The organism is Mycobacterium sp. 852002-51613_SCH5001154, assembly GCF_001667425.1.
GTDB lineage: Bacteria > Actinomycetota > Actinomycetes > Mycobacteriales > Mycobacteriaceae > Mycobacterium.
This window is the reverse complement of record NZ_LZII01000080.1, coordinates 206,722-233,398: the sequence shown is the minus strand read 5'-3', so window position 1 is coordinate 233,398 and position 26,677 is coordinate 206,722. Positions and strand designations below refer to the sequence as shown.

At 67.0% G+C, this 26,677-nt stretch carries 29 protein-coding genes; 17 read left to right on the top strand and 12 right to left on the bottom strand.

Annotated elements, in window-relative coordinates:
- The first annotated feature begins 2 nt into the window (after nt 1–2).
- Complete coding sequence (locus A5750_RS21525) at nt 3–287, top strand: cytochrome C oxidase subunit IV family protein (RefSeq protein ID WP_066957687.1); 285 nt, start codon at nt 3–5, stop codon at nt 285–287.
- A gap of 1 nt (nt 288) precedes the next feature.
- Here the strand turns inward: A5750_RS21525 and A5750_RS21520 are convergent, their stop codons facing one another.
- On the bottom strand, nt 289–1,584 hold the full coding sequence (locus tag A5750_RS21520) for a cytochrome P450 (RefSeq protein WP_066957684.1): 1,296 nt from the start codon (nt 1,582–1,584) through the stop codon (nt 289–291).
- A gap of 207 nt (nt 1,585–1,791) precedes the next feature.
- Here A5750_RS21520 and A5750_RS21515 point away from each other — a divergent pair, with 207 nt between their 5' ends.
- Nucleotides 1,792–2,502, top strand: a complete 711-nt coding sequence (locus A5750_RS21515; RefSeq protein WP_066957682.1) for a TetR/AcrR family transcriptional regulator — start codon at nt 1,792–1,794, stop codon at nt 2,500–2,502.
- Here the strand turns inward: A5750_RS21515 and A5750_RS21510 are convergent.
- Together A5750_RS21510 and A5750_RS21505 are read right to left on the bottom strand one after the other, a co-directional pair.
- A complete protein-coding gene (locus tag A5750_RS21510; protein ID WP_082948258.1) occupies nt 2,418–2,741 on the bottom strand; it encodes a hypothetical protein in 324 nt (107 codons plus the stop codon). The genes A5750_RS21515 and A5750_RS21510 overlap by 85 nt on opposite strands.
- 101 nt (nt 2,742–2,842) lie before the next feature.
- Complete coding sequence (locus A5750_RS21505; protein WP_066957678.1) at nt 2,843–3,589, bottom strand: enoyl-CoA hydratase/isomerase family protein; 747 nt, start codon at nt 3,587–3,589, stop codon at nt 2,843–2,845.
- 111 nt (nt 3,590–3,700) lie between these two features.
- Between A5750_RS21505 and A5750_RS21500 the strand changes: the two genes are divergently transcribed.
- The 3 genes from A5750_RS21500 (at nt 3,701) to A5750_RS21490 (ending at nt 6,835) form a co-directional block, all read left to right on the top strand.
- A complete protein-coding gene (locus A5750_RS21500; RefSeq protein ID WP_066957676.1) occupies nt 3,701–4,123 on the top strand; it encodes a lipoprotein LpqH in 423 nt (140 codons plus the stop codon).
- An 85-nt stretch (nt 4,124–4,208) separates the two neighbouring features.
- Nucleotides 4,209–5,399, top strand: a complete 1,191-nt coding sequence (locus tag A5750_RS21495) for an amidohydrolase family protein (protein WP_066957674.1) — start codon at nt 4,209–4,211, stop codon at nt 5,397–5,399.
- On the top strand, nt 5,396–6,835 hold the full coding sequence (locus A5750_RS21490) for a FadD3 family acyl-CoA ligase (RefSeq protein WP_255360757.1): 1,440 nt from the start codon (nt 5,396–5,398) through the stop codon (nt 6,833–6,835). Before A5750_RS21495 ends, A5750_RS21490 begins: the two co-directional genes overlap by 4 nt.
- Before the next feature lie 34 nt (nt 6,836–6,869).
- Here the strand turns inward: A5750_RS21490 and A5750_RS21485 are convergent, their stop codons facing one another.
- The 4 genes from A5750_RS21485 to A5750_RS21470 all read right to left on the bottom strand — a co-directional run bounded on the left by A5750_RS21485 (nt 6,870) and on the right by A5750_RS21470 (nt 10,831).
- Nucleotides 6,870–7,886 (bottom strand): NAD(P)-dependent alcohol dehydrogenase, encoded by a 1,017-nt coding sequence (locus A5750_RS21485; protein ID WP_067265520.1) that lies wholly within the window; start codon nt 7,884–7,886, stop codon nt 6,870–6,872.
- 29 nt (nt 7,887–7,915) lie between these two features.
- Nucleotides 7,916–9,052 carry a 12-oxophytodienoate reductase gene (locus A5750_RS21480; protein WP_156664380.1) on the bottom strand — a complete coding sequence of 379 codons (1,137 nt, stop codon included), beginning with the start codon at nt 9,050–9,052 and terminating at the stop codon, nt 7,916–7,918.
- Between the two features lie 60 nt (nt 9,053–9,112).
- Nucleotides 9,113–10,072 (bottom strand): NADP-dependent oxidoreductase, encoded by a 960-nt coding sequence (locus A5750_RS21475; RefSeq protein ID WP_067265517.1) that lies wholly within the window; start codon nt 10,070–10,072, stop codon nt 9,113–9,115.
- Between the two features lie 165 nt (nt 10,073–10,237).
- Nucleotides 10,238–10,831 carry a TetR/AcrR family transcriptional regulator gene (locus A5750_RS21470; RefSeq protein ID WP_066957669.1) on the bottom strand — a complete coding sequence of 198 codons (594 nt, stop codon included), beginning with the start codon at nt 10,829–10,831 and terminating at the stop codon, nt 10,238–10,240.
- A gap of 128 nt (nt 10,832–10,959) precedes the next feature.
- On the opposite strand from A5750_RS21470, the gene A5750_RS21465 reads away from it, so the two are divergent.
- The 6 genes from A5750_RS21465 to A5750_RS25560 are packed head-to-tail and all read left to right on the top strand — an operon-like array spanning nt 10,960 to nt 14,764.
- On the top strand, nt 10,960–11,529 hold the full coding sequence (locus A5750_RS21465) for a carboxymuconolactone decarboxylase family protein (protein ID WP_066957666.1): 570 nt from the start codon (nt 10,960–10,962) through the stop codon (nt 11,527–11,529).
- Nucleotides 11,526–12,125 carry a carboxymuconolactone decarboxylase family protein gene (locus tag A5750_RS21460; RefSeq protein WP_066957664.1) on the top strand — a complete coding sequence of 200 codons (600 nt, stop codon included), beginning with the start codon at nt 11,526–11,528 and terminating at the stop codon, nt 12,123–12,125. Before A5750_RS21465 ends, A5750_RS21460 begins: the two co-directional genes overlap by 4 nt.
- A 15-nt stretch (nt 12,126–12,140) precedes the next feature.
- Entirely contained in the window at nt 12,141–13,148 is a 1,008-nt protein-coding gene (locus A5750_RS21455) for a hypothetical protein (protein WP_066957662.1), read from the top strand.
- The gene (locus tag A5750_RS21450) at nt 13,145–13,912 is read left to right on the top strand and encodes an alpha/beta fold hydrolase (protein WP_066957661.1); all 768 of its coding nucleotides are present in this window, start codon (nt 13,145–13,147) and stop codon (nt 13,910–13,912) included. Before A5750_RS21455 ends, A5750_RS21450 begins: the two co-directional genes overlap by 4 nt.
- 18 nt (nt 13,913–13,930) lie before the next feature.
- Nucleotides 13,931–14,557 carry a fatty-acid--CoA ligase gene (locus A5750_RS21445; protein WP_197505491.1) on the top strand — a complete coding sequence of 209 codons (627 nt, stop codon included), beginning with the start codon at nt 13,931–13,933 and terminating at the stop codon, nt 14,555–14,557.
- A 12-nt stretch (nt 14,558–14,569) separates the two neighbouring features.
- Nucleotides 14,570–14,764 carry a bacterioferritin-associated ferredoxin gene (locus A5750_RS25560; RefSeq protein WP_067791454.1) on the top strand — a complete coding sequence of 65 codons (195 nt, stop codon included), beginning with the start codon at nt 14,570–14,572 and terminating at the stop codon, nt 14,762–14,764.
- 10 nt (nt 14,765–14,774) lie between these two features.
- Here A5750_RS25560 and A5750_RS21440 read toward each other — a convergent pair whose 3' ends face one another.
- Nucleotides 14,775–16,460: an alpha-keto acid decarboxylase family protein gene (locus A5750_RS21440; RefSeq protein ID WP_066957828.1), complete on the bottom strand. Its 1,686-nt coding sequence runs from the start codon at nt 16,458–16,460 to the stop codon at nt 14,775–14,777.
- A 64-nt stretch (nt 16,461–16,524) separates the two neighbouring features.
- On the opposite strand from A5750_RS21440, the gene A5750_RS21435 reads away from it, so the two are divergent.
- Genes A5750_RS21435 through A5750_RS21420 form a run of 4 tightly spaced genes read left to right on the top strand, consistent with a single transcriptional unit; the run spans nt 16,525 to nt 19,073 of the window.
- The gene (locus tag A5750_RS21435) at nt 16,525–16,968 is read left to right on the top strand and encodes an SRPBCC family protein (RefSeq protein WP_067265512.1); all 444 of its coding nucleotides are present in this window, start codon (nt 16,525–16,527) and stop codon (nt 16,966–16,968) included.
- 5 nt (nt 16,969–16,973) lie between these two features.
- Nucleotides 16,974–18,053: a CaiB/BaiF CoA-transferase family protein gene (locus tag A5750_RS21430; protein ID WP_082959164.1), complete on the top strand. Its 1,080-nt coding sequence runs from the start codon at nt 16,974–16,976 to the stop codon at nt 18,051–18,053.
- 57 nt (nt 18,054–18,110) lie between these two features.
- Nucleotides 18,111–18,566: an SRPBCC family protein gene (locus tag A5750_RS21425; protein WP_082948249.1), complete on the top strand. Its 456-nt coding sequence runs from the start codon at nt 18,111–18,113 to the stop codon at nt 18,564–18,566.
- 57 nt (nt 18,567–18,623) lie between these two features.
- Entirely contained in the window at nt 18,624–19,073 is a 450-nt protein-coding gene (locus A5750_RS21420) for an SRPBCC family protein (protein ID WP_066957654.1), read from the top strand.
- Nucleotides 19,074–19,081: 8 nt separating this feature from the next.
- Here the strand turns inward: A5750_RS21420 and A5750_RS21415 are convergent, their stop codons facing one another.
- Entirely contained in the window at nt 19,082–20,248 is a 1,167-nt protein-coding gene (locus tag A5750_RS21415) for a pyridoxal phosphate-dependent aminotransferase (RefSeq protein ID WP_067265509.1), read from the bottom strand.
- Nucleotides 20,249–20,474: 226 nt separating this feature from the next.
- Between A5750_RS21415 and A5750_RS21410 the strand changes: the two genes are divergently transcribed.
- On the top strand, nt 20,475–21,686 hold the full coding sequence (locus tag A5750_RS21410) for an acetyl-CoA C-acetyltransferase (RefSeq protein WP_067265506.1): 1,212 nt from the start codon (nt 20,475–20,477) through the stop codon (nt 21,684–21,686).
- 4 nt (nt 21,687–21,690) lie between these two features.
- The gene (locus tag A5750_RS21405; RefSeq protein WP_067265503.1) at nt 21,691–23,835 is read left to right on the top strand and encodes a 3-hydroxyacyl-CoA dehydrogenase NAD-binding domain-containing protein; all 2,145 of its coding nucleotides are present in this window, start codon (nt 21,691–21,693) and stop codon (nt 23,833–23,835) included.
- 79 nt (nt 23,836–23,914) lie between these two features.
- Here the strand turns inward: A5750_RS21405 and A5750_RS21400 are convergent, their stop codons facing one another.
- From A5750_RS21400 to A5750_RS21390, 3 genes are read right to left on the bottom strand one after another with little or no spacing between them, the layout of a single operon-like run.
- On the bottom strand, nt 23,915–24,523 hold the full coding sequence (locus tag A5750_RS21400; protein ID WP_066957645.1) for a class I SAM-dependent methyltransferase: 609 nt from the start codon (nt 24,521–24,523) through the stop codon (nt 23,915–23,917).
- A gap of 29 nt (nt 24,524–24,552) precedes the next feature.
- Entirely contained in the window at nt 24,553–25,413 is an 861-nt protein-coding gene (locus tag A5750_RS21395; RefSeq protein WP_066957643.1) for an LLM class F420-dependent oxidoreductase, read from the bottom strand.
- A complete protein-coding gene (locus tag A5750_RS21390; protein ID WP_066957641.1) occupies nt 25,404–26,645 on the bottom strand; it encodes an FAD-dependent monooxygenase in 1,242 nt (413 codons plus the stop codon). Before A5750_RS21390 ends, A5750_RS21395 begins: the two co-directional genes overlap by 10 nt.
- Nucleotides 26,646–26,677 lie beyond the last annotated feature (32 nt).

Sequence of the window (26,677 nt, the reverse complement as noted above, 5' to 3'; positions counted from 1 at the left end):
CGATCAAGTTCAACAAACGACTGCTGGTGGTATGGACGATCCTGGCGACCCTCACCCTCGGCTATCTCTGGCTAGACCGCTGGGCAGGCCATGCCGGGACGTTGAAATCCAGCGCGGTGGTCACGTCGAGCGTCATCGTGATCGCACTTGTCAAGGTGCGCATCATTTTTCGTGAATTCATGGAGGTGCGAAACGCTCCGGTGCTGCTGTGCCGGCTCACGGACGCGTGGGTGTTGCTGATGGCCGTCGCCCTGCTCAGCTGCTACTTCGTCGGCATGAACCTTTGATTCAGCCCGCGACAGCGACCGCGTCCGCGGTGGTGAAGGTGAGATGGAGTTCGCTCAGGCCACGCAGGATGTACGTCGGCTCGTAGCTGTAGCGACGCTCGGCGGCCGGTCCGTGATGGGCTTCGTCGATCTCGATGCGCGGCATCCGGTCCAGGATGCGCTCGATCGAGACGCGGCCCTCGACGCGGGCGAGCGGACCGCCCGGGCAGGAGTGGACACCCCGGGCGAAGGCCATGTGCTCGCGAACGTTCTTGCGGCGCAGGTCGAATTCGTGCGGATTCTCGAAGCGTCGCGGGTCGCGGTTCGCGGCGCCCGGCAGGACCATCACGACGGTGCCGGCGGGGATGTCGACGCCCCCGACGGTGGTGGCCTTGCGGGCAAGCCGCGAGTCGCTCTTGACGGGGCTGTCCATCCGCAGCGATTCCTCGATGAACCCGGGGATCAGGCTGCGGTCCTCGCGCAGCTCCTGCTGGATGTCCGGCCGGTCGCCGAGCACCTGCAGGGCGGCGCTGAGCAGCTTGGCGGTGGTCTCCTGACCGGCTGCGAATAGGAACGTCGCCGAGCGGACCACCTCGATGACCGGGGGCGTCGAGCCGTCCGGATACTTCGCCGACGCAAGCGACGTCAGCACGTCGTTGCGGGGCTCGCGCCGCCGGTCCTCGATGTAGTTGCAGAACTTTTCGTCGAGCCACTCCAGCGGGTTGATGCCGACCGACTGGTGATCGAGTGCCCCGACCCGCGCTCCGGGGCGGTCGGCGCCCAAGACGGTGCGGAACTCCTTATGGTCCTCCTCGGGGACGCCGAGTAGGTCGGCGATCACCAACGTGGCGAAGGGCTTTGAGTACTCGGCGATGAACTCGCACTCGCCGTTGCTCAGGAATTCGTCGAGCTGACGGTCGGCGAGGCGCCACATGAACTCCTCGTTCTGCTTCAGCCGGCTCGGGGTCAGCAGCTTGGCCAGCACGGACCGGGCCTTGGTGTGGTCCGGCGGATCCATCGTCACCATATGCTCGTTCATCGGAAAGGAGCTGCGGTGCGCATCGATCTGAGCGCTGATGTCGTCGCCTTGGGGCGTGAACGGCAGCGGCGGGAACGGGCCGCCCAGCGCGACGATGTTGGAGAACGTGTCGGGGTCCTTGTAGATCTCGCAGGCTTCGTCGTACCCCGTGACCGCGATGACGCCATAGTGCGGCAGGCGCAGCACCGGGTTCTGACTGCGCAGGTAATCGAAGTAGGGGTGCGGATCAGGTACCAGAGACGGGTCGGTGAAGAAGTCGATCGACTCGTAGTCGCTCATCGGATTGCGTCTCCCTGGGCTTGGATTACCGGCTGTGTTCGGCGGCAGGCTATGGGGCCGCGCGATTCGGAAAACCGAAAATGTGCTGAGCACCTGCTTAGCATGGCGGTAATGTCAGGGTCAAGGTCGCAACGCCGAGGCATCGCGCTGACCTGGCTACGATCTGACTAGGTCGACACCGGAGTCTCGAGAGCATGGAGTGACGGCATGACATCTGCTTCTGCGGCCCGCCGGATCGGGGCGCCGGACGCGAAGAATCGCGGCCTGCTGCTCGACGCGGCCGAGCAGCTGATGCTCGAAGAGGGCTACGCCGCCGTGACGTCGCGCCGTCTCGCGAACAAGGCGGGGCTGAAACCGCAATTGGTGCACTACTACTTCCGCACCATGGAGGAGCTGTTTCTGGAAGTCTTCCGCCGCCGCGCCGACGAAGGGCTGCAGGCGCAGGCCCAGCTACTGCAATCGCCGCAACCACTGTGGGCGCTCTGGCGGTTTGGCACCGACCCGGCGTTCACCCGGATCTCGATGGAATTCATGGCATTGGCCAACCATCGCAAAGATATGCGGCGCGAAATCGCCTACTACGCCGAGCGTTTCCGCGAGGAGGAGCGCAAAGCGGTGGCCGCCGCGTTGCAGCGCTACGGCGCCGAGAACGACGACGTGCCCGCGGTGGTCTGGACGGTGCTGATGAGCAGCTTGTCGCGAATGCTGGTGCTCGAGCAGGCGATCGGCATGTCCGGCGGTCACGCCGAAACCGTGGAGTTGGTCGAAAAATATCTGCGCCGCCTAGAAGGCGAGCCGCGACCCATCGAAGGTATCCCGCCGACCTGGGTGGTTCACCAGTTGCGCAGCGAGCAGAGCACGCCCTTGGGGCCGTCCTTGGATACGACGACGGCTCCGTCCACCGCCAGATCACAGTGAAGCCCGGGCGTGCCGGGCTCCGTGCCCGTGCTCGCCACGACCATCGCGTAGTCATTGGGGTTCGACATGTCCAAGTCGAAGCTCCACGGTTTGCCCGGGGCGAGGTCGACATCCACATGCGGCGTGAAGGAGTAGGGGTTGTGGCTGTAATCGGAGAATTTCTCCGGCTGGTGGTCCAGGTAGTAGATGTCGGTGTAGATCGGATTCTGCGCGGTGACCGTGTACGTGACGTGATGCATGGCCGGGTCGGCATGGGCGTGGCCCGCGCTCACGAGTGAACCGGTCGCACCCGCCAGCACCGCCGACAAACTCACTGCGCCCACACTCAACCGTCTGACCGTCATTTCGCTCCTCCGGCTGCCCGTCGCGCACTCGTGGTGCGGTTCATCACCCGCTCTGCGGCCCGCCAGTGTGCGTCGGCGACCCACAGCCGTGCGAAGGATGCTATCGCTTCGTCCGCCGAAACTCCGCTGATCACGCGCTTTATCTCGGTCGCCGGGTGGCGAGCCAGCGACCTCGCGATGGATTGCCATCCCTCGTCGAACGACTCGCGGGGGAACACCCGGTCCACCAGGCCGATTCGCTCGGCCTCGTCCGCGGTGAGGGCGGTACCGGTGCCGGCCAACAACAGCGCCCGGCTCTTTCCGACGAGCTCGGCCAGCCGCTCGGCGCCGCCCCAGGCCGGCATGATCTCGAGTTCCACCTGGTTGAAGGCGATCTTGACGTCGTCGGCTGCCAGCCGGATGTCGGCGGCGACCGCGACCTCGGCGCCACCGCCGAAGGCGTGGCCGTTCAGCGCGGCGATCACCGGGGCGGGGAAGCTGGCCAGTTGGTCGCAAATCGCGCGCATCCGCTTGGCCATCGCCGCGGCATCCTCTTCGGTCCGCAGCGCGCGCAGCTCCTTGAGGTCACCGCCGGATACGAAAGCCCGATCTCCCGCCCCCTTGATCACCAGGGTCTTGGCGCCCGCCGCGGCGTCCAACGCCTTCTCCAGCTGCTGCATGGTGTCCAGCGCGATGGCATTGCGCGCGTGCGGCCGATCGATCGTCAGCACCGCCAACCCGTCGTCGATCTCCAGGTCCACCATGCGTTATTGCTCCTAGGACGAGAACAGACGATATTGGCATTCTCTCGGTGCGAGAATAACATCGTCGCCGCAGGCCGAAGAGCTATCGTCAGCGAAGACAGGGGCGCCCACATGCGGGATCGAATTGCGGCAGTGCTCGCGGCGTCACTCGCGGTCAGCATGCTCGGCGCATGCACCCCGCGGCCGCCGACTCAAATCTCCAGCACTGCTTCCGTGACCGTCAACGGGATCGACACGAAGTTCAACGTCGTCAAATGCAGTCAGAGGGAATGGACCCGGACGATCGACATCGGCGGCGACTTCGCCGGAGCTAATGTCATCGTCGACGAGCGGGCCGAACCGGTTTCCGCCGAGTCGGTCCGCATCCGCAATCTGGGCAACTTCACCGGCATGTACTCGCGCGGGGGGGAGGGGGATGTGGACATGAGTTCGAGCGGCGGCAGGTTCACCATCACCGGCACCGCACACGGCTCCAAGGCCGACAAACCCAACGAACCCACCACGGCCACGTTCAAAATCGTCATCGCTTGCTGATCCGCCCCTTTGGCGAACCAGGGGGTACGTTGCGGTTCGACGCCTGCAGAGAATACAATTCTCAAAAATCGCGAAGGAGGATTCCATGGGTCAGTTGTCGCACAAGGTGGACGTCCCGTTCCCCATCTTTGATGCGGATAACCATCTCTACGAGCCGCCGGAAGCGCTGACGAAGTTCTTGCCCAAGGAGTACAAGGACTTCGTCCAGTACGTGCAGGTCAACGGGCGGACCAAGATCGCGATCCGCGGCCAAATCAGCAACTACATTCCCAACCCGACCTTCGAGGTTGTCGCCCGGCCGGGCGCTTGGGAGGAGTACTTCAAATTCGGCAACCCGGACGGCAAGACCAAGCGCGAGTTGTTCGGTGAGCCGATGCGCGCGATCCCGGCGTTCTTCGAGCCCGGCCCGCGCCTGGAGAAGATGAACGAGCTGGGCTTGGACCGCACCCTGATGTTCCCGACGCTGGCCAGCCTCCTCGAGGAGCGGCTGTCGGACGACCCCGTTGCCATCCACGTTCTGGTGCATGCGCTCAACGAGTGGCTCGACGAGGTCTGGGGCTTCAACTACCAGAACCGCATCTTTACCACCCCGGTCATCACCCTGCCGATCGTCGAGAAGGCGATCGAGGAGCTGGAGTGGGCGGTCAAGCGAGGCGCGCGTTGCATCCTGGTCCGCCCGGCTCCGGTCCCCGGCTTCCGCGGTCCCCGGTCGTTCGCGCTGCCCGAGTTCGACCCGTTCTGGGAGCGGGTCGTCGAGCACGACGTGCTGGTCGGCATGCACTCCAGCGACAGTGGCTACTCCCGGTACACCTCGGAGTGGGATGGTGCCAACGCAGAGATGCTGCCGTTCCAGACGAATGCGATGGGCATCCTCAACGAGTGGCGGCCGATTCAGGACTCGGTGGGGTCGTGGGTTATCCACGGTGCGCTCTACCGCCACCCGAAGCTGAAGGTTGCCATCGTCGAGGCCGGTTCGAAGTGGATGACCCCACTGCTTGACGGCCTGGCCGAGGTCTTCCGGAAGGCCCCGGAGGCGTTCCCCAGCGACCCCGTCGAGATGGTCAAGAGCCGCATCCACGTCAGCCCGTTCTTCGAGGACGGCATCGACGATCTGGTCAAACTCGTCGGTGTGGATCAGGTGCTGTACGGCTCGGACTGGCCGCACCCCGAGGGGTTGGCGGAGCCGACCTATTACATCGAGGCGCTGTCGCACCTGCCCGCCGACGACCAAGCAAAGATCATGGGCGGCAACCTCGCCCGGCTTGTCACGGTGTGACAGGCACGCAACTGTGGGAGACCATCCCCGAGATGGTCTTGAGCGCGGCGGACCGGTTCGGCGACGCGGAAGCGGTGGTCGACGGTCCGCTGCGCCTCACATTCACCGAAGTTGTCGAGCGGATCCGTTGCGCCGCAGGCGCCTTCGCTGACCTCGGCGTCGAGAGGGGCGATCGAGTCGCCCTCTGGGCGCCCAACTCCGCGGAGTGGATCGTCGCGGCGTTCGGTCTGCTCACCGCCGGCGGCGTGCTGGTACCCGTCAACACGCGGTTCAAGACCGACGAAGCCGGCGACATCATCGCGCGCAGTGGGGCGAAGGCCGTCCTGGCGCGCAAGGGATTCCTGGGCCAGGACTACACCGCCCCCGCGGGGATACCGGTGATCGACCTGGCATCCGACTTCCTGTCCAGCGGTTCACCATTCGAGCGGGCGGTAAGCGGCAGCGACATCTCCGACATCATCTTCACCTCCGGGACGACCGGCCGCCCGAAGGGCGCGATGATGAACCACGGTCAGACGCTGCGTATGTACGAGGAGTGGGCGACGCTGGCGGACCTGCGCCGCGGTGACCGCTACCTGCAGATCAACCCGTATTTCCACACGTTCGGCCTGAAGGCCGGGCTCATCACGTCGTTCCTGCGCGGCGCGACGATGCTGCCGCTCGCGGTCTTCGACATCGACACCGTCGTCGATCTGGTTGAGCGCGAACGCATTACGATGCTACCCGGCCCGCCGACGCTCTACCACTCCTTGCTGACGGTCCCCGACAAGTCCAGGCTTGCCACGTTGCGCGCCGGCGTGACCGGCGCCGCCGACATCCCCGTCGAGCTGGTCCGGCGCATCCATGACGAGCTGCCGTTCCAGACGCTGATGACCGGATACGGGCTGACCGAGGCCGGCAACGTGACCCTCTCGCGGCCCGGTGACTCCTTCGAGGATGTCGCGACCACGGCGGGCCTGCCATGCGAGGGCGTCGAGGTCCGCATCGCCGATGACGGCGAAGTGCTGGTCCGCGGCTACGGCGTCATGCAGGGCTACCTGGACGATCCGGCGGCTACCGCCGAGGCGATCGACGCCGAGGGCTGGCTGCACACCGGGGACTTGGGCAACATCGACGACACGGGCCGGCTGCGCGTCATCGGACGCAAGAAGGACATGTACATAGTCGGCGGCTTCAACGCTTACCCGGCCGAGATCGAGGGCTTCCTGCTGAACCACCCGGCCGTCGCCCAGGCCGCCGTCATCGGGGTGCCCGACGGGCGGCTGGGACAGGTCGGCAAGGCCTTCGTTGTCGCGAAAGGCCCTCTCAGCGCTGAGGAATTGATGGACTGGTGCCGCGAACGCATGGCGGGCTTCAAGGTCCCTCGGTCGGTGGAGTTCCTCGAGGCCCTGCCGCTCAACGCCACCGGGAAGGTGGTCAAAGGCCTCCTGCGTTGAGACGGAGTCCGCCAGCGTGCCTTTTGGCGTGTCCTCAGCTCACCCGGATGACCAATTTGCCGACGTGCTTGCCATCGCGCAGTCGCTCGAACGCCGATTTAGCCTGTCCGAAGTCGACAACATCGTCGATGACCGGTGTCAGTCCCGTCGTGGCCACGGCGCGGACGAGATCTTGTAAGTCGGCGCGGTCGCCGACGGTGATGCTGCGCGTGGTCGCGCCACTGCCCTTCAGCAGAAAATAGTCAACGCCGGGGTTGTCATCGCTGAGGAAACCGATCAGGGTGACCTCTCCGCTGACTGCGACCGCCCGCAACGACTGCTCGATGGTGGCCGGCCCGCCGACTTCGACGACACGGTCCACACCGCGTCCTTCGGTGACGTCACGGACCTGTTCACCCCAGTTCGGGTTGCTGCGGTAATTGATCACTTCCGCGGCGCCGAGCGCCCGCAGTGTCTCGGCCTTTCGCGCGCTCGAGGTGGTCGCGATGACCCGGGCGCCCGACACCTTGGCCAACTGCAACGCGAAGACCGACACCCCGCCCGAACCAAGGGTCAGCACCGTCTGGCCCGCCCGCACCGGCGTGGGTCCGCCGAGCGCGTTCCACGCCGTGACCCCGGCGCAGGGCAGCGTCGCCGCCTGTTCGTCGGGAATTGCCGCGGGGATGCCGACGACCGCTTCCCGCGACACCACCTTGTATTCGGTGAGCCATCCGTCCTGCCCGCTGCCGTAGCTGTCGGAGTTGGCGGTGGCCGGCATCGGGCCGCCGAACCACCTGGGGTGGAAGGCGCTGACGACCCGGTCACCCGGGCGGTAGTCGTCGACGCCCTCACCCACCTCGACGACTTCGGCGGCGGCGTCGCTGCAGGGCACCAGACCATGCCGGGCGTCGCGCACGTAACGACCCAGGGGGATGGCGATGTCCCGGTAGTTCAGCGAGACAGCCGTGACGCGCAGCAGCAGCTCGCCCCGCTGCGGCGACGGGACGGGTTCGTCGCGTAGCGCCAACCCGTCGAGTCCTCCGGCGGCGCCATCGAACCGGTACACGTGCATCGTCGAATACCTCTCTGCCGGTTACGGTGTCAACAAAGTGTGAGTTTGTATCGGCCCTCGTCGTAGGGGATCAGCGCGTCGTTGTGTCCGGCGCGGATCTTGTTGACGAAGTCGAGGTTGGCCAGGGCGGCCCGGCCGATCGCGGCGATGTCGAACTCGCCGCGATCGAATTGGTCGACGAGTTTCTCCAGCGAGGCGATGTCGGCGTGTCCATCGGGCGTGTTACCTTGCCCTTCAATGGTTTTGGTAAGACCGATTGAGCCCACGACGATGGTGGGCCGTCCGGTGAGCTTCTTGGTCCATCCCGCCAGACTCAATTCGCCGTCTATGCCGCTACGTTCGGGGAAGGCCGGTTGGTAGTGACGGCGGGTGGACGGATGGAAGATATCGACACCGGCTTCGGCGAGCGGGTGCAGGAGCGTCTCCAATTCGTGCGGGGTCTCGACGAGTCTCGCGTCATACAGGTCGGCTTTCCATTGGGAGAACCGGAAGCTGATCGGCGTCTGCGGCCCCAGCTCCGCGCGCAGGGCCGTCACCAGTTCGGAGGCAAACCGTGTCCTGTCGGGCAACGGGCCCCCGTAGAGGTCGACGCGCCGGTTGGTGCGATCCCACAAGAACAGGTCCGGTAGGTATCCATGGGCCCCGTGCACTTCGATACCGTCGAAACCCGCCCACTGCGCATCGCGGGCGGCTCGCACGTAGTTGCCGATGATTCTTTCGATGTCGTTGACAGACAGTGCTTTCCCGACCGGCTCACAGTAGAGGTCGATCCCGGACGGACTGACGGTCGGGACATCGGGAAACCTCTCAGGGTTGGGCCCGCGGTATACCCCGGCGTGCAGCAGTTGCGAGAAGATCGCCGCACCTTCGTCGTGGACGCCGTCGACCACGGTCTTCCAGGCCGCTTTCGCCTCGTCGCGGAAGTAGCTCGCCATGTCGAAGTCCAGCGCGGTGCTCGGATCGGGGATCAGTGTCGCCTCGGTGATCAACAGGCCCATGCCGCCGGCGGCGCGCCGACGGAAATACCCCGGATACTCCGCCGTGGGCACACCGTCAGGCGTTGCGTATCTGGTCATCGGCGCGAGCGCGAACCGGTTGGGCAACCGCACCGATCGCACCGTCAGCGGGGTGAGCAAGCCGGTGATGTCGACCATATCGTCTGCCATCGGAATTCCTTCCTGAGATCGTCAGCGGCAATGTGCCGTCGCCACCGCAAGCGGCGCGAGTCACCAGGTGAGCACCAGGCGCCCGCGGAGTCCGCCGGCTTCCAGTCGCCGATGCGCGTCGGCGGCCCGCTCGGCGGGCAGGGTGTCGGCGACGCGCAGGGTCAAGGCACCGGCCTCCACGAGATCTCGCAGAGTGCTGAGCACATCGGTGCGCGTGGTGTGTCCGGTCACGGACACCACGTGCCAGCTGATGGACCGTTCACCGGCGCCAACGTGCTGGCGGGCCGAGGTGACTGCGCCCCCGTCCCGGATCGCGGGCACGATGGCGTCGGTGTACAACGCCGCATCGACGACACCGTCCACCCCCGGGGGTACCCACTCGCGGATGCGCTCGGCCAGTCCGTCACCGCGGCGTACGACGACGTCTGCCCCCAATTGTTTGACGAGTTCGTCGTCGGTCTCGGCGGCGTCGGCAACCACCCGCAGCCCTTGATGTTTCGCAAGTTCTACCGCGTAGCCCCCCAGGGCTCCGGCGGCCCCGGTCACCGCGACGGTGCCGCCGGCGGGAACGGCCAGCGCTTCGAGCATCGCGTACGCGGTCACGGCATTCATCAGAAGAGTGGACGCCGCAACGGTTGTGGCGTCGCTCGGCGCCCGCACCACCGACCTGGAATCGGTCACGACGTATTCGGCATACGCGCCGACCTTGCCCATCGGGCTCAGCGTGAGTCCGACGACTCGCTCGCCAATGCCGATCGGACCACCGTCGGGGGCCTCGTCGAGAACACCGCAGAAGTCCCAGCCCGTCACGTACGGTGGATCGGGATAGCGGCCTCCCGGGAGAGTATCTGGCGGATAGTTGCGTTTCATCCATCCCGACCGTGCCGCCGTGTCGGCGGGATTGACCGCCGCCGCATGCACGCGTACCCGGACCTGCCCGGGCCCGGCATGGGGCTCCGGTAACTGCAAGGCCCGCAGTACTTCTGGGCCACCGAAATCGGTGTAACCGATTGCTTTCATACCCACCCCCAACCACATCTGTGTGGCCGATATTCCGGCATTTCTGGAGTATTCGCGGTACCTTTACATCTAATTCATGTGGGGGAGAAGCGCATTGGTGCATCTATCACTCGCCCATCGCGTAGAGCGATAGGCGTCTTTCGAAAGCTGTTCTGGTGGAGATGCTTACGCTGGAGCCGGTGACCGCTCGGGGACATTGAGCACCTTCTCGATGGCGGCGGGAACGTTCTCGACAGCCTCGGGGCCGCCTAGGGCCAACCGCATGAGATAGCCCGGCAGCACGCACAGCAGCAAGTCGGCGACGGCGGTCGGGTCGATTCGGACACCGGACTGAGGCGGCGCATCGGTGCTCAGCTTGGCGAGCGCGGTGCCGATGGCCTCGCGCAGATGCGCGGCCAGCGTCGCGTTGCGCAGGGCTTCCGACCACACCAGCACGGCGATGGCGGCGAAGCCGTCCTCGCCGTGACGGCGGGTGACGAAGTCGAGCACGGTCGCGATGGCCGCCTGCGGGGTGGCGCCATCGTCGATGGCTTGTCCGATGACGGCGACGACCCGCTCGAGGTTGTCGGCGGCGATCGCCTCGATGACAGCGTCCTTGCTGGGGAAGTAGCGGTACACCGCACCGGAGGACATTCCCGCCTCCTCGACCAGGTCGTGCATCGAGGCGGCGTGGAACCCGTTACGGATGAAGCAACGCCGCGCGGCCGCCAGGATGTGCGCGCGCCGCTCCGCGCGGTATTCGGGCGTGACTTTCGGCATACGGCTCAGCGTAGCACAAAAAAGCATGAACGTTCGCGTTTGACATCGTCCGACTCAGGGCACACCATAAAAGTGAATGTTCGTTCGCGTTATCCGACCCCTCGACCAGCAGCGGAGGTGACGGGCAGATGAGTGAGGCAAGCGACTTCGGGACGTTCGGCCGGTTCGTGGAGACACCGGTCGACCAGATGGACCCGGCCATGAAACAGGCCTACGAGTTCACCCGCGTGCTGCGCGGGCTCGTTCCGGGCCCCCACAAGATCTGGCTGGCCAACCCGGCGTTGTCCACGACGATCGCGCCGACCGGCGCCTATTTTCAGCGGCACTCCACGTTGAGCAAAGCCGAGATCGAGATCGCCACCCTCGTGGTCACCGCGCAGTGGCGCAGCGCGTACGCCACCTATGAGCACGAGATCATCGCCGAGCGCGCCGGCCGCCTCGACCCCCGGCGGGTCGAAGCGCTCATCGCGGGATCGCCGGCATCGTTCGACGACCCGCGAGAGCAGGTGGTCTACGAGTTGGCGTCCGCATTGGTCGCGCCACGGGTGGTGCCGACGGGTTTGTACCGGCGCGCCAGGGACCTCTTGGGCGACGCGGGCATCGTCGACGTGGCGGTGCTGCTGGGCTGGTTCACCATGGTGTGCCTGACGCTGGCCGCCTTCGACGTGCCGGCCAATGCCGAGGGGCTGGAGCAGTGAGCGGCCCCGCACATGGTCTGGGCGGCCGCCTCGACCTGGCCGACCGGGCCGCTCTCGACGACACCGCGCGGGAGTTGTTCGACGACATCACGGCCAACGCGCTGGCATGGGCGCGGCGCTGCGGATTCGCGGCGGCCACCGCAGACGGGCGCCTGATCGGGCCTTTCAATCCCAGCCTGCTCAACCCGGGGCTGTCCGCGGCATTCCTGAAACTGCAAGCGGCCGAACAGCAATGCACGTCGCTGGACCAGCGCACTCGGCAGGTGGTGCTCCTCACCGTCGGTTCGGTGTGGCGCGCCCCCTACGAGCTGTACGCCCACTCCGCGGTGGCCCGCCACGTGGGATTGTCGGAGTCGGTGATCGCCGAACTGGTCGCCGGCACCGAACCCGAGGCGCTCACCGACGACCAACGCGCCGCCCATCGCCTGGCCCGGGCGCTGTCCACCGATCATCACGTCGACGACGCGCTGTATGACGAAGCGAGGCAACGGTTCGGCGCCGCAGGGGTTTTCGACATCACCGTGCTGACCGGGATCTATCACACCGTCTGCGGCATTCTCAACGCCTTCGCAATTCCCGCTCCGGACGACCACTGACCATCGAGGATCACCATGCCGCTCCCACCGCTGCCCACCGTGACGCTCACCCCCGTGGCCCACTTCCCCCAAAAGTACTTCCTGGAGAACCTCGCCGTGCGCGCCGACGGCTCGCTGCTGATCACCGCCGTCCTACAGCGCGAACTGTGGTGGGTGCCGCCACCCCGGCCCGGCGCACTCGTCGACCCGGTTCTGCTGCACACCTTCGATTGCCCGGTCACGGGGATCGTCGAGGTCGCGCCCGACGTCTTCGTCGTCAACCTGACGCTGGCCTACACCACCGGGGAATCACACCTGGCCAGAATCGATCTCACCGACTGGGCGCCCGGACGACCCATGACGCCAGAGCTCATCTACACCTTCGACGAGCGAGCCCGCGGACTCAACGGCAGCTGCCTGCTCGCGCCGGGGGTGCTGGCGGTCGCCGACTGCTTCGCCGGCCTGATCTGGCGAGTCGACCTCGACCAGGATGCGCGGCAAGCCTCCGCGCAGGTCTGGCTGGCCCACGACACGATGGCCTTCGATCCCGACAGCGAGGTGCCGCCGCCCCCGCAACCGGGGGTCAACGGCGTACGTTACGGCCCACGCACCGGCTACCTGTACTACACCTCGACCGCGCAGAAGGTGTTCATGCGCGTCCCGGTCGACCCGTCGACGCTAAGCCCGGCTGGTTCAGCGGAATTCGTCGCCGCGATCGACAACGCCGACGACTTCTGCCTCGACGAACGCGCCGGGTTCGCATACGTCACCAGGCACCGCGCCAACACTCTCGACCGGGTGCCGTTGCAGCTGCGGCACGGCAGCGAGGTCCGCCACATCGCCGGTGACCCGTTCGACGACATCCTGGTCGGGCCGTCGAGCGCCGCCTGGGGCCGGGCGGACGGGGAGCGCGGCCGAATCGCCTACGTGACCACCGACGGCGGCACCACGGCCCCTCCCGACGGAGTGGTCCGGCGCGCCGCCGTGCTTCGCGTCGAATTGGACTACGCTGCAACGGCCCCGACGGGCGGCCCGGACGCATGACCCGGCACGTCGTCACTACCGCGCAGGCGTCGATCGACACCGTCGTCGACGGACACGGACCCGCCGTCGTCGTCATCCCGTCCTATGGACGCGACGCCGGTGGCGACTTCGACGCGTTGACCGCCGCGCTCGTCGCCGCGGGATACCGGGTGCTGCGTCCGCAGCCGCGCGGGGTCGCCGGCTCCTCCGGGCCGATGAGCGATGTCACCTTCGCCGACATGGCTGGTGATATCGCCGGGGTGATCGACGACTTGGCCGACGGGCCCGCGGTGATCCTCGGGCACGCCTTCGGCAACTTCGTCGCCCGCGTCACCGCCGTGCACCATCCCGACAAGGTGGAGGCGGTGATTCTGGCCGCTGCAGCCGGGAAAACCGTGGATCCACAGATTAATTCAGCCCCGATGCGCGCCGGTGACCTCAGCCTTCCCGACGCGGCCCGGCTGGACGCGCTGCGGACCGCCTTCTTCGCGCCCGGCCACGACGCCTCGATATGGCTGACCGGCTGGTACCCCGAAACCCTTGCAATGCAAGTGGCCTGCGTACACCACACCGATGTCACGCACTACTGGGACGCGGGGAACGCGCCGGTGTTCGAGATCATCGCCGCCCTCGACCCGTTTCACCACCGCGCCGAATGGGGCGACCTGCGCGCCCGCAATGGCGACCGCGTCAGCACCACCGTCATCGACGACGCCAGCCACGCCCTGTTCCCCGAACAGCCCGGCGCCGTTGGCGCCGCGATCATCGAGTACCTTCGTCGTTGAATCCGGTGTGAGGCGGCGGTGATGACGAACGACATTCATTCGATGGTGATCGCGTCGGACTACCGCGTCCCGGACCCCAGCCGGGTATGGCCGCTGCTCGAGCGCAGAAAGGCGGCCCTGTCCGACATCGGCGCCCACCACGTCCTGGTCTACACCTCGACGCATGACTACGGCCGCGTGCTGGTGATGATCGGAGTCCACAGCCGCGAGCCGATCGTGGAGCTGCTGCGCTCGCGGGTCTTCTTCGACTGGTTCGACGCGGCCGGCGTCGACGACATTCCGGCGGTCTTCGCCGGCGAGATCGTCGACAGGTTCGTCCCGGCGCCCACCGCGACGCCCGAGGCGCCAGGCGTCGTGGTCGCCACCATCGCGTCCGTCCACGACGTGTCGGCCCTTACCGCCGAAGTCGCCTCGGCCACCGACAGATTCGTCGCGGCCGGCATCCGCAAGACATGGATATTCCAGGCCTTCGATGATGAGCACGAGGTGCTGATCATGTCGGAGCTGCCCGACGAAGAGAGCGCGCGGCGATGGATCGAGCATCCCGACGCCGCGGCCGAGTGGATGTCCGGCGCCGGAATGGGGCCCTACCCACCGATATTCGTCGGCCGATTCACCAACATGATGCGCATCGAGGCGGACTGAGCGGCCAACGCGATGTTCGTGTGCCTGTGCAACGGAGTCACCAGCCAAGCGGTGACCGAGGCGGTCGAAGCCGGGGCCTGCACCACCAAGGATGTCGCCCAGGCTTGCGGAGCAGGCGCCGACTGCGGGCGTTGCCGGCGAACCGTCCAGGCGATGCTGCGCTCGTCCGACCCGGCCGGCGGACCCACTCGCTCTGGGCCCGGATGACACGGCGCCCCTAGCGGCGAACGCTGCCGTCCGGCGATGTCGGCTGGACGAGTTCGACGAGCAGCGGCGGGATTTCGAGCCGCGGCAGGACCACCTCGACAAGCACCATGCTGTCGCGGTGCTGCGCGGCCGCGGTCAAGGCGTCATCGAGCTCGCCGTAGGTCCGCACCCGGAACGCCAGGTGATCGGCCACCCCCAGCGCGTTGGGAATGTCCGTCCACTTCCAATTCACGATGTCGTTGTAGGGCGCCGTCTCTCCGTGGATCGCTCGTTCGACGGTGTAGCCGTCGTTGTTGACAACCACGATCACCGGAGACAGCCCCTCCCTCGAGAAGGTGCCGAGCTCTTGGACGGTGAGTTGGGCGGCGCCGTCGCCGATCAGCAGCACGGTCCGGCGGTCCGGATGTGCGACCCCGGCGCCCAGTGCGGCGGGCAGCGTGTAACCGATTGAGCCCCAAAGGGGTTGGCCGATGAATGTGACGCCCTGGGGCAAGCGGTGGTCGGCCATGCCGTAGAAGGACGTGCCCTGGTCGGCGAGGACCACGTTGCCCGGTGTGAGGGCAGTGCAGAGGCGGTCCCACAGCATCTCTTGCGTCAGCGGTTGATCGCGCGGCGGGGGCGGGGGCAGATCGCCGGCGGGTGGCGCCGCCACCGGCCGCGACGTGATCGGGCGCCTGGTCAGGATGGTCGACAGCGCCTCCAGCGCGGCGCCCATCTCCAGCGGCGCGAAGACCTCGCCGGCCACACTGCTTTGGTACTGCCCGACATCGATGGTCCGCGCCGGGTCGATCCGCTGGCTGAAGAAGCCGCTGACCATGTCGGTGAATACCACGCCGGCGGTCACCAGCACCGGTGCCTCCTCGATCGCGGCGCGCACCGCCGGGACGCTGGCCGAACCGGCGTAGATCCCCAGGTAATTGGGCGAGCTTTCGTCCAGCAGGCTCTTCCCCCACATCAGCGTGGCGTAGGGAACCACGTCGGCCGTCAGCAGCGCCTCGAGTTCCTTGACCACCTGCAACCGGTGCACCAGCAAGTCGGCCAGCACGGTCAGCTGGTTGTCGGCGATGAGCTCGGACGCGGCCTCGGCGAACAGGGACAGCGCGCGCGGGCTGGTGCCACCGGCGTAGCGGGGCAGCGGATCACCGGGCGGCTCGGTGGGGAAGCGGGCCACGTCGGTGGACAGCAGGATGTATCCGGGGCGCTTCTGCTCGCGCACCTCCGAGAGCACCCGGTCGATCTCCCGGCGGGCGTTCGCGGGCATGAGGTTGGCCTGGGCACAGGTGATCTCGCGGCTGACCCGGAAGAAGTGCTCGAAGTCGCCGTCACCGAGCGAGTGGTGCAGCGCGCGCCGGGTGCCCTGCGCGTCTTTGGACGGTCCGCCGACGATGTGCACCACGGGCACCTGTTCGGCATAGCTGCCCGCGATGGCGTTGGCCGCCGACAGTTCACCGACGCCGAAAGTCGTTACCACGGCTGACATTCCGCGTAGCCGGCCGTACCCGTCGGCGGCGTAGCCGGCGTTCAGCTCGTTGGCGTTGCCCACCCACCGGATCCTGCGGTGGGCGACGATGTGGTCGAGGAATTCCAGGTTGTAGTCGCCGGGAACGCCGAAGATCTCGGTGACGCCGAGTTCGGCGAGGCGGTCCAACAGGTAGTCGCCGACGGTGTAGACGGGCTCGGTCGCTGCCTCAGGCACAAGCACGACGGTACCTCGGTCGAATCCGTTCCGGGCGGGACGCCGTTTCAGTATCGTGCGGGCCATGGCACTCAAGGAATCCCGCGACATCGTCATCGAAGCCAGTCCGGAGGAGATTTTGGACGTCATCGCCGATTTCGAGGCGATGCCCGATTGGTCCGAACCCCATCAGAGTGCGGAGGTCCTCTCGACCGGCGACGACGGGCGGCCCAGCCAAGTGAAGATGAAGGTGAAGGTCGCCGGGATCACCGACGAGCAGGTGGTGGCCTACACCTGGTCGGACGACGCGGTGAGCTGGACGCTGGTGAGCTCCTCACAGCAGAAGGCGCAAGACGGCAAGTACACCCTGATACCGCAGGGCGACGCGACCCTGGTCAAGTTCGAGCTCCTTGCGGACCCGAATGTGCCACTGCCCGGCTTCGTCCTGAAACGCGCCGTGAAGGGCACCATCGATTCGGCGACCAAGGCGCTGCGCGAGCGGGTGCTCAAGGTCAAGAAGGGCAACTAACCGCGGTGGGCGACGGCGGTCCCCTCGCCGGGGTGAAGGTGATCGAGCTCGGCGGGATCGGCCCGGGGCCGCACGCCGGGATGATGCTCGCCGACCTGGGCGCCGACGTGGTGCGCGTGCGGCGCCCGGGCGGCCTCACGATGCCGCCCGAGGACCGCGATCTGCTGCATCGCGGGAAGCGGATCGTCGACCTGGACGTCAAGGCGCACCCGCAGGCGCTGCTGGATCTCGCCGCCAAAGCCGACGTACTGCTGGACTGTTTCCGTCCGGGCACCTGCGAGCGACTCGGCATCGGTCCCGACGAATGCGCGGCGGTCAATCCGCGACTGATCTTCGCGCGGATCACCGGCTGGGGGCAGGACGGGCCGCTGGCCCAGACGGCGGGGCACGACCTCAATTACCTCTCGCGGACCGGCGCGCTGTCGGCTCTGGGCTACGCTGACCGGCCCCCGATGCCGCCGCTGAATCTGGTAGCCGACTTCGGTGGCGGTTCGATGCTGGTGCTGCTCGGCATCGCGGTCGCCCTCTACGAGCGTGAACGTTCGGGTCAGGGGCAGGTCATCGACGCGGCGATGGTGGACGGCGTCAGCCTGCTCGCCCAGATGATGTGGACGATGAAGTCGACCGGGGCGCTGCGTGACCGGCGCGAGTCGTTCCTGCTCGACGGCGGTGCCCCGTTCTATCGCTGCTACGAGACCTCCGACGGCAAATACCTGGCCGTCGGCGCCATCGAGCCGCAATTTTTCGCGGCGCTGCTGACCGGCCTCGGCCTGTCGCCCGACCAGGTGCCCGGCCAGCTCGACATCGGGTCCTACCCGCAGATGTACGAGGTCTTCGCGAAACGGTTCGGCAGCCGGACCCGTCACGAGTGGACGACCATCTTCGCCGGCACCGATGCGTGCGTCACTGCGGTGTTGACGTGGAGCGAGGCGGCGGCCGACGAACACTTGCGGGCGCGGTCCACGGTGATCACCGACCACGGCGTCGACCAGGCCGCGCCCGGTCCACGCTTCTCGCGCACCCCGGCCGCACCGGTGGGTCGGCCACCGGCGGCCACCACGCCGCTCGCCGAAATCGACTGGTAGCCAGCCTGTTACGCCGAACCATTCCGCACCGGGGCCGGCATTGCTAGGTTGAGCGCAGTGGCCGTAAAAGCATCACGGGAATTTGTCGTCGACGCGCCGCCAGAAGTGGTCATGGAGGCGCTGATCGATGTCGGCGTGCTGGCATCGTGGTCACCGCTCCACAAACACATCGAAGTAATCGACCGTTATCCCGACGGTCGGCCCCACCATGTGAAAACCACGATCAAGATTCTCGGGCTCGTCGACAAGGAGATCCTGGAATATCACTGGGGTCCCGATTGGGTCGTCTATGACGCCAAAGGGACTTCCCAGCAGCACGGTCAGCACGTCGAGTACAACCTCAAACCCGAAGGTCTCGACAAGACCCGCGTGCGCTTCGACGTGACGGTCGAGCCCGGCCGGCCGATGCCCGCCTTCATCGTCCGGCGGGCCAGCGAAAGCGTTCTTGACTCATCGGTAAAGGGCTTGTGCGAATTGGTAAAGCACTTCAAAGGTTCGACGGAGCCGGAATAGTCAGCGGCTCGCGCTTTTGCCTTCGTCTGCGGCTGAGCGGTTGCTAACTTATTAGTAGTGGCCGTTCAAGCGTCGTCGGAAATCGTCATTGACGCGCCTCCGGAAGTGATCATGGAGGCGCTGGCCGACATGGACGCCGTGCCCTCATGGTCATCGGTGCACAAGCGGGTGGAAGTCGTCGACAAGCACCCCGACGGCCGACCGCACCACGTGAAGGTCACCATCGCGGTCACCGGCATCCACGACACGGAACTGCTCGAATACCACTGGGGGCCGGACTGGATGGTGTGGGACGCGCAGAAGACTGCCCAGCAACGTGGCCAGCACGGGGAGTACACCCTGACCAGGGAGGGCTACGACAAGACCAGGGTGCGGTTCGCCATCACCGTCGAACCATTTGCGCCGCTGCCCGAGTTCTGGGTCAACCGGGCCCGCAAGAAGATCCTCGATTCCGCGCTGGAGGGGCTGCGCAAGCGCGTGGTCGGGGGCCTCGGCTCGGCCGGGTAGCCGGCCCGTCACCGCAAGGCAGCCAGCCGCCTGATCGCCTCGTCAAGGGTGTCTTCGCGTTTGCAGAAGGTGAACCGCACCAAGTGATTCCACACGTCGGGATGCGAGCCCGCCGGATCGCAGAAAGGCGACAGCGGAATGGCTGCCACCCCGACCTTTTCCGGCAGCGCCGCGCAGAACGCGGTGCTGTCGTCGTAGCCCAGGGGGCGGGGGTCGGCGCACAGGAAGTAGGTGCCGGCGCTGTCGTGCACCTCGAAGCCGATCTCGGACAGCCCGGCGGCCAGCCGATCGCGACGGGCCTGCAAAGAGCTGCAGAGCGCGGCCACCCACGCGTCCTCGGTGTTGAGCGCGAGAGCCACCGCGGGCTGGAACGGCGCGCCGCCGACGTAGCTCAGGTACTGCTTGGCCGCACGTACCCCGGCGATGAGTTCTGCTGGGCCGCAAGCCCATCCGATTTTCCAGCCGGTGCAGTTGAACATCTTGGCCGCGCTGGAGATGGTGATCGTCCGCTCGGCCATGCCGTCGAAGCCGGCCAGCGGCAGATGCCGGTGGTCCCCGAACACCAGGTGCTCGTAGACCTCGTCGGTGATCACCAAGAGGTCGGCGGCGACGGCGACCTCGGCGATGGCTGCCAGCTCGGCCGCGCTGAGCACCGTGCCGGTCGGGTTGTGCGGGGAGTTGACGATCAGCGCACGGGTCCGTGGCGTCACCGCCCGGCGCAGGGCCTCGACGTCCAAGGCAAAGCCACGACCATGGGGCACCAGGGGCACGGCCACCCGGTGCGCGCCGGCCATCGCCAGCACCGGCGAGTAGGAGTCGTAGAACGGCTCGATCAGCAGGACCTCCGAGCCGGGCTCGATCAGGCCCAGCACCGCGGACGCGATGGCCTCGGTGGCCCCGACCGTCACCAGCACTTCGGTGTCGGGGTCGTATTCGATGCCGAAATGCCGCTGCCGCTGGGCGGCGATGGCGCGCCGCAGCGGTGCGATGCCGATGCCGGGCGGGTACTGGTTTTTTCCCTCGGCGATGGCGTCTTGGGCGGCCTTCAACATGGCCGCGGGCCCGTCCTCGTCGGGGAAACCCTGGCCGAGGTTGACCGCGCCGACCCGAGCGGCCAGCGCCGACATCTCGGCGAACACCGTCGTCGCGTACGGACGCAGTCGCGACACCGTCATGCTGGTCGAGCTTAGGGGGCTTCGGTGCTCGAATGTCACGCCAGTGTGGCGCTCGCCGTCCAGCGTCACGCCAGCGTGTCCCCCGCAAGCGGGGGTTCCCCAGCTCGGCTCACTGACCAGCGGTGATCGGCCCAACCAACAGGTTGGCCGGGCACTTTGTTAGGGTGCGGTATCTGGACCTACCTTTAATACGGATCCGAAACCCACTTGCGAAGAGGAACTCGACATGTCCGAAGAAGCCTTCATCTATGAGGCCATCCGCACGCCGCGCGGCAAGCAAAAAAACGGTTCGCTGAACGAGGTCAAGCCGGTGAACCTGGTCGTCGGGCTGGTCGACGAGCTGCGCCGGCGCAACCCCGACCTCGACGAGAACCTGATCAGCGACCTGATCCTGGGCGTCGTGTCCCCGGTCGGTGACCAGGGCGGCGACATCGCCCGTACCGCGGCGCTGGTGGCCGGCCTGCCCGAGACCACCGGTGGGGTGCAGCTCAACCGGTTCTGCGCCTCGGGGCTGGAAGCTGTCAACACCGCCGCGCAAAAGGTGCGCTCCGGCTGGGACGACCTGGTGCTGGCCGGCGGTGTCGAGTCGATGAGCCGCGTCCCGATGGGCTCCGACGGCGGCGCCTGGGCACTCGACCCGGAGACCAACTACCGGATCGGCTTCGTGCCGCAGGGCATCGGCGCCGACCTGATCGCCACCATCGAGGGCTTCTCCCGCGACGACGTCGACGCCTACGCGCTGCGCTCGCAGCAGAAGGCCGCCGAGGCCTGGTCGGGCGGCTACTTCGCCAAGTCGGTCGTGCCGGTGCGCGACCAGAACGGTCTGGTCATCCTCGACCACGACGAGCACATGCGGCCCGACACCACAATGGAGGGCCTGGCCAAGCTGAAGACCGCGTTCGACGGCATCGGCGAAATGGGCGGCTTCGACGACGTGGCGCTGCAGAAGTACCACTACGTCGAGAAGATCAACCACGTCCACACCGGGGGCAACAGCTCCGGCATCGTCGACGGCGCCGCGCTGGTGCTGGTCGGCTCGGAGGCTGCCGGCAAGTCCCAGGGCCTGACCCCACGGGCGCGCATCGTCGCCACCGCGACCAGTGGTTCCGACCCGGTCATCATGCTGACCGGCCCGACCCCGGCCACCCAGAAGGTCCTCGACCGCGCGGGACTGACCGTCGACGACATCGACCTGTTCGAACTGAACGAGGCGTTCGCCTCGGTGGTGCTGAAGTTCCAGAAGGACCTCAACATTCCCGACGAGAAGCTGAACGTCAATGGTGGTGCCATCGCGATGGGCCACCCGCTGGGCGCCACCGGCGCCATGATCACCGGCACCATGGTCGACGAGCTCGAGCGCCGCAACGCGCGTCGCGCGCTGATCACGCTGTGCATCGGCGGCGGCATGGGCGTCGCCACCATCATCGAGAGGGTTTAAGACCATGGCAGAGAACACCATCCAGTGGGATAAGGATGCCGACGGCATCGTCACGCTGACGCTCGACGACCCCACCGGGTCCGCGAACGTGATGAACGACGCCTACAAGGAGTCGATGCACAAGGCCGTCGAACGCCTTGTGGCCGAGAAGGATTCGATCACCGGCGTGGTCATCACGAGCGCGAAGAAGACCTTCTTCGCCGGCGGTGACCTGAAGTCGATGATCCAAGCCGGCCCGGAGAACGCGGGCGAGATTTTCGCCGAGGTCGAGGGCATCAAGCGCGACCTGCGGGCCCTGGAGACCCTGGGCAAGCCGGTGGTCGCCGCCATCAACGGCGCGGCGCTGGGCGGCGGCCTCGAGATCTGCCTGGCTTGTCACCGCCGCATCGCGGCCGACGTCAAGGGCCTCGTCCTCGGCTTCCCCGAGGTGACGCTGGGCCTGCTGCCCGGTGCGGGTGGCGTCACTCGTTCGGTGCGGATGTTCGGCATCCAGAACGCGTTCATGAACGTGCTGTCCCAGGGCACCCGGTTCAAGCCGGACAAGGCCAAGGAGATGGGGCTGGTCGACGAGCTCGTCGGCTCGGTCGACGAACTGGTTCCGGCCGCCAAGGCGTGGATCAAGGCCAACCCCGACGCGCACACCCAGCCGTGGGATGCCAAGGGCTACAAGATGCCCGGCGGCGCCCCGTCCAGCCCCGGGCTGGCCGGCATCCTGCCGTCCTTCCCCGCGCTGTTGAAGAAGCAGCTCAAGGGCGCGCCGATGCCGGCGCCGCGGGCCATCCTGGACGCGGCCGTCGAGGGTGCCCAGGTGGACTTCGACACCGCCAGCCGCATCGAGAGCCGCTACTTCACCTCCCTGGTCACCGGCCAGGTCGCCAAGAACATGATCCAGGCCTTCTTCTTCGACCTGCAGCACATCAACGGCGGGGGCTCGCGGCCCGACGGCATCGAGCCCGTCAAGATCAACAAGATCGGTGTGCTGGGCGCGGGCATGATGGGCGCCGGCATCGCCTACGTTTCCGCCAAGGCCGGGTTCGACGTGGTGCTCAAGGACGTCAGCCTCGAGGCCGCGCAGAAGGGCAAGGGTTACTCGGAAAAGCTTGAGGCCAAGGCGCTTCAGCGCGGCAAGACCACCGAGGAGAAGAGCAAGGCGCTGCTGGATCGCATCACGCCGTCGGCCGACGCCGCGGACTTCAAGGGCGTCGACTTCGTGATCGAGGCGGTGTTCGAGAGCCAGGAACTCAAGCACAAGGTGTTCCAGGAGATCGAGGACATCGTCGAGCCGAACGCTCTGCTCGGGTCCAACACTTCGACGCTGCCGATCACCGGTCTGGCGACCGGCGTCAAGCGGCAGGAGGACTTCATCGGGATCCACTTCTTCTCACCGGTCGACAAGATGCCGCTGGTCGAAATCATCAAGGGCGAGAAGACTTCTGACGAGGCGTTGGCCCGCGTGTTCGACTACACGCTCGCCATCGGCAAGACCCCGATCGTGGTCAACGACAGCCGCGGCTTCTTCACGAGCCGCGTCATCGGTACCTTCGTCAACGAGGCCTTGGCGATGCTCGGTGAGGGCGTCGAACCCGCCAGCATCGAGCACGCCGGCTCGCAGGCCGGCTACCCGGCCCCGCCGCTGCAGCTGTCCGACGAGCTGAATCTCGAACTGATGCACAAGATCGCGGCCGCCACCCGTAAGGGCGTCGAGGACGCGGGCGGTACCTACGAGCCGCACCCGGCCGAGGCCGTCGTGGAGAAGATGATCGAGATCGGACGCCCGTCGCGGCTGAAGGGCGCGGGCTTCTACGAGTACGTCGACGGCAAGCGCACCGGGCTGTGGCCGGGCCTGCGGGAGACGTTCAAGTCCGGTTCGTCGCAGCCGCCGCTGCAGGACATGATCGACCGGATGCTGTTCGCCGAGGCGCTGGAAACGCAGAAGTGCCTCGACGAGGGCGTGTTGACGTCGACCGCAGACGCCAACATCGGGTCGATCATGGGCATCGGCTTCCCGCCGTACACCGGTGGTAGCGCGCAGTTCATCGTCGGCTACGAGGGTGCGGGCGGTACGGGCAAGGAAGCCTTCGTGGCCCGTGCCCGCGAGCTGGCCGCCAAGTACGGCGACCGCTTCCTGCCGCCCGACTCGCTGACCTAGGTCTCGCAGTCGCTTTTGCGTGCGCTGACACGCGGGACATAAAACGTTGCGACGGCGTACGGCGTGTCATCGCACCTGGTTATGTGTCTCGATGCTGGAAGAGGTAGTACCGTGCCGGCGTCTTCTCGGCGCGGTCCAGCTCGCGCTCGTCGCCGGCCGACAGCATCGTCCAGGTGGGCGCGAAGCGTCGTTCCATCTCGGTGTGGTCGATGCCGCGCACTCCCACCCTGCCGCCGGGAACGAATGCGACGATCAGCAGTCGCGCATCGGGGCCCGCCACCGCGCTGATCTCCCGGACATAGGCCTCACGATCGTCGTCGCTCATGTTGTGCAGGCAACCGTTGTCGACAATCAACTCGAAGTTCGAACCGACGCCGGTCCGGCTCAGCTGTGTGACGTCGGCCTGGACGAAGTCGACCGCCGCGCCGGCGGCCCCGGCCTTGGCGCGTGCCCGCTCGAGGGGCTTGGCGACGAAGTCGACCGCGGTGACCTTCCAACCGTGCTGGGCGAGATAGATCGAGCAGTCACCGGTTCCGCACCCGACTTCGAGGGCCGAGCCCCGCGGGAGCGCAGGCGTGTCGGCCGTCCCCTCGACCAGGTTCCGCACGCTCTGCGCGAGCGGGTGACCGTCCCAGGGAGTGAAGCCGATGCGGTAGAAAATCCGAAACAGCGTCTGCTTGGAAGCCATACCCCACCCTAAGCGTGATCGCCGCGGGGTTACTTGGAGGCGGCGGCGATTCGGCGCCATTGCTCGCGCGGGAACACCTTCGGGTCGGCCAGCAGCACCTGGACGCACACATGGTCGGCGCCGGCCGAACGATGCTCGGCGACCCTGCGCATGATCGCCTCCTCGTCACCCCACGCGATGATGGCGTCGAAGAGCCGATCGCTGACCTGGGTGAGGTCCTCTTCGGCGAACCCGGTGCGCAGCAGGTTGTTGGCGTAGTTGGGCAACGCCAAATACGCCCGCAGCCAGTCGGTTCCGATGCGTCGCGCCTCGTCGGCGCTGTCGGTCAGGATCACCGTCTGCTCCGGCAGCAGCAGGGGGCCCTCGCCCAAAGTCGAACGGGCCGAGGCGGTGTGGTCGGGGGTGACCAGGTAAGGGTGGGCCCCGCGGGCGCGGGTTGCGGCCAGGGTGAGCATCTTTGGACCGAGCGCGGCGAGGACCCGACTTTCGGCCGGTACGGGACGTGGGGCAGCATCCAGCCCGTCCAGGAACGCCGCCGTGGCCGCCAGCGGTTTGCGGTACCGCCCGGGCTGGCCCGCGTCGATCAGCGGTGCGTGGCTGACCCCGATGCCGAGTAGGAAGCGGTCCCCATGTTCGGCGGTCAAGGTCGCATAGGAGTCAGCGACATCGCTCGGCGCATGCATCCACAGGTTGAGGATCCCGGTTGCGATCACGGTCCGCTTGGTGGCGGCGAGCAAGTTGCCGACCGCGTCGAACACCGGCCCGCCAACGTCGGGTATCCACAGCGCCGGAAAACCCAATTCGTCCAATTCCGCTGCCGCCTCAGCGGATTCAGACGGATTACCGTATCGCAGTTGGCTGCTCCAGATTCCCACACCGGCTAGTTCCATCGGCGGTCTTTCCTTTCGTTCGCTTGTAGGTCGGTCGCGCTGTAGTCGGGCACCGCCATCGAATCGTGCATCCGGACGCCGTTGGCGTTCAGCTTCGCCAGCGACCGCGAAAGCGACCCGGGCAACAGCGAAATCAGTCGGGCGCCATGGGTCAACGCCCACACTCCGAGTCGCGAGCCGGGGATGATGCCCTTGGCGGCGCCGCGCGCAAAGGCCCGGCTGCGGTGCACCGGTTCACGCATCTGCAATTCGTAGGCCGCGAACGCGCGCAGGTGGTCGCCGTTCGCCCCGGCGAGCTCTCCGGCCAGTACGTAGGCGCCAAGCACGGCAAGGCTGGTGCTGCCGCCCACCGCGGGTCCGGGGCAGTATCCCGCGTCGCCGACGAGGGTCACCCGCCGCCGGGACCATCGGTCCAGCCGCAGTTGGCTGATCGAATCGAAGTAGAACGTGGCCGTGCGGTCGACTTCGCCGAGCCAATCGTCCACCTGCTCGTGCATGTCGGCGAAAGTGTCGCGCAGGATTGCCTTCTGCCGCAGCGCATCCCGATGGTCATAGTCGAGCTCTTGTTTGGTGCGGAACAGGAAGACGGCGCGCGCGTCGTCCAGGTGCTCGGCGGTGTAGATTGCCGCGAGGCGGCCCACGCCGACGTGGCAGGTCATCTCGCCCTGGCCGGCCAGTGCCTTGGGCGCCGATACCACCGCCAGATAGCCGCCGAGGAATCGGGTGAGGTTGGCTTCGTCGCCGAAGGTCAGCTGTCGGACGTTGGAGTGCAGCCCGTCTGCGCCGACGACGACGTCGAACCGGCGGGCCGGGGCATCCTCGAACGTCACCTCGCCGTCGTGGTCGATCGAGGTGATCGAGTCCCCGAATAGGTACTCGACGTCGTCGCGACCGGCGGCGTAATAGATTTCGCTGAGGTCGTCGCGCATGATCTCCACGTGCCGGTCGGACGTGGCGGCGTAGATCTTGGTGAGGTCGATCTCGATGGGCCGGGGCCGGCCTTCCCGATGCATGGTCATGCGGTTCGTTCCGGTGGCGAGCGCCTCGATCTGAGGCAGGACACCCATCTCCGCCGAAATCTCCATCGCGGGACGGAACAGGTCGACGGCGTGGCCGCCGGTCTTGCGCAGGGTGGGCGCGCGCTCGACGACGGTGACGTCGAAGCCGCGACGGTTCAGCCAGTAGGCCAGCACCGGGCCGGCGATGCTGGCGCCGGAGACCAGTACGCGCACGCCGACCTCCCGCTTGCTTGTCGATGGGTAAG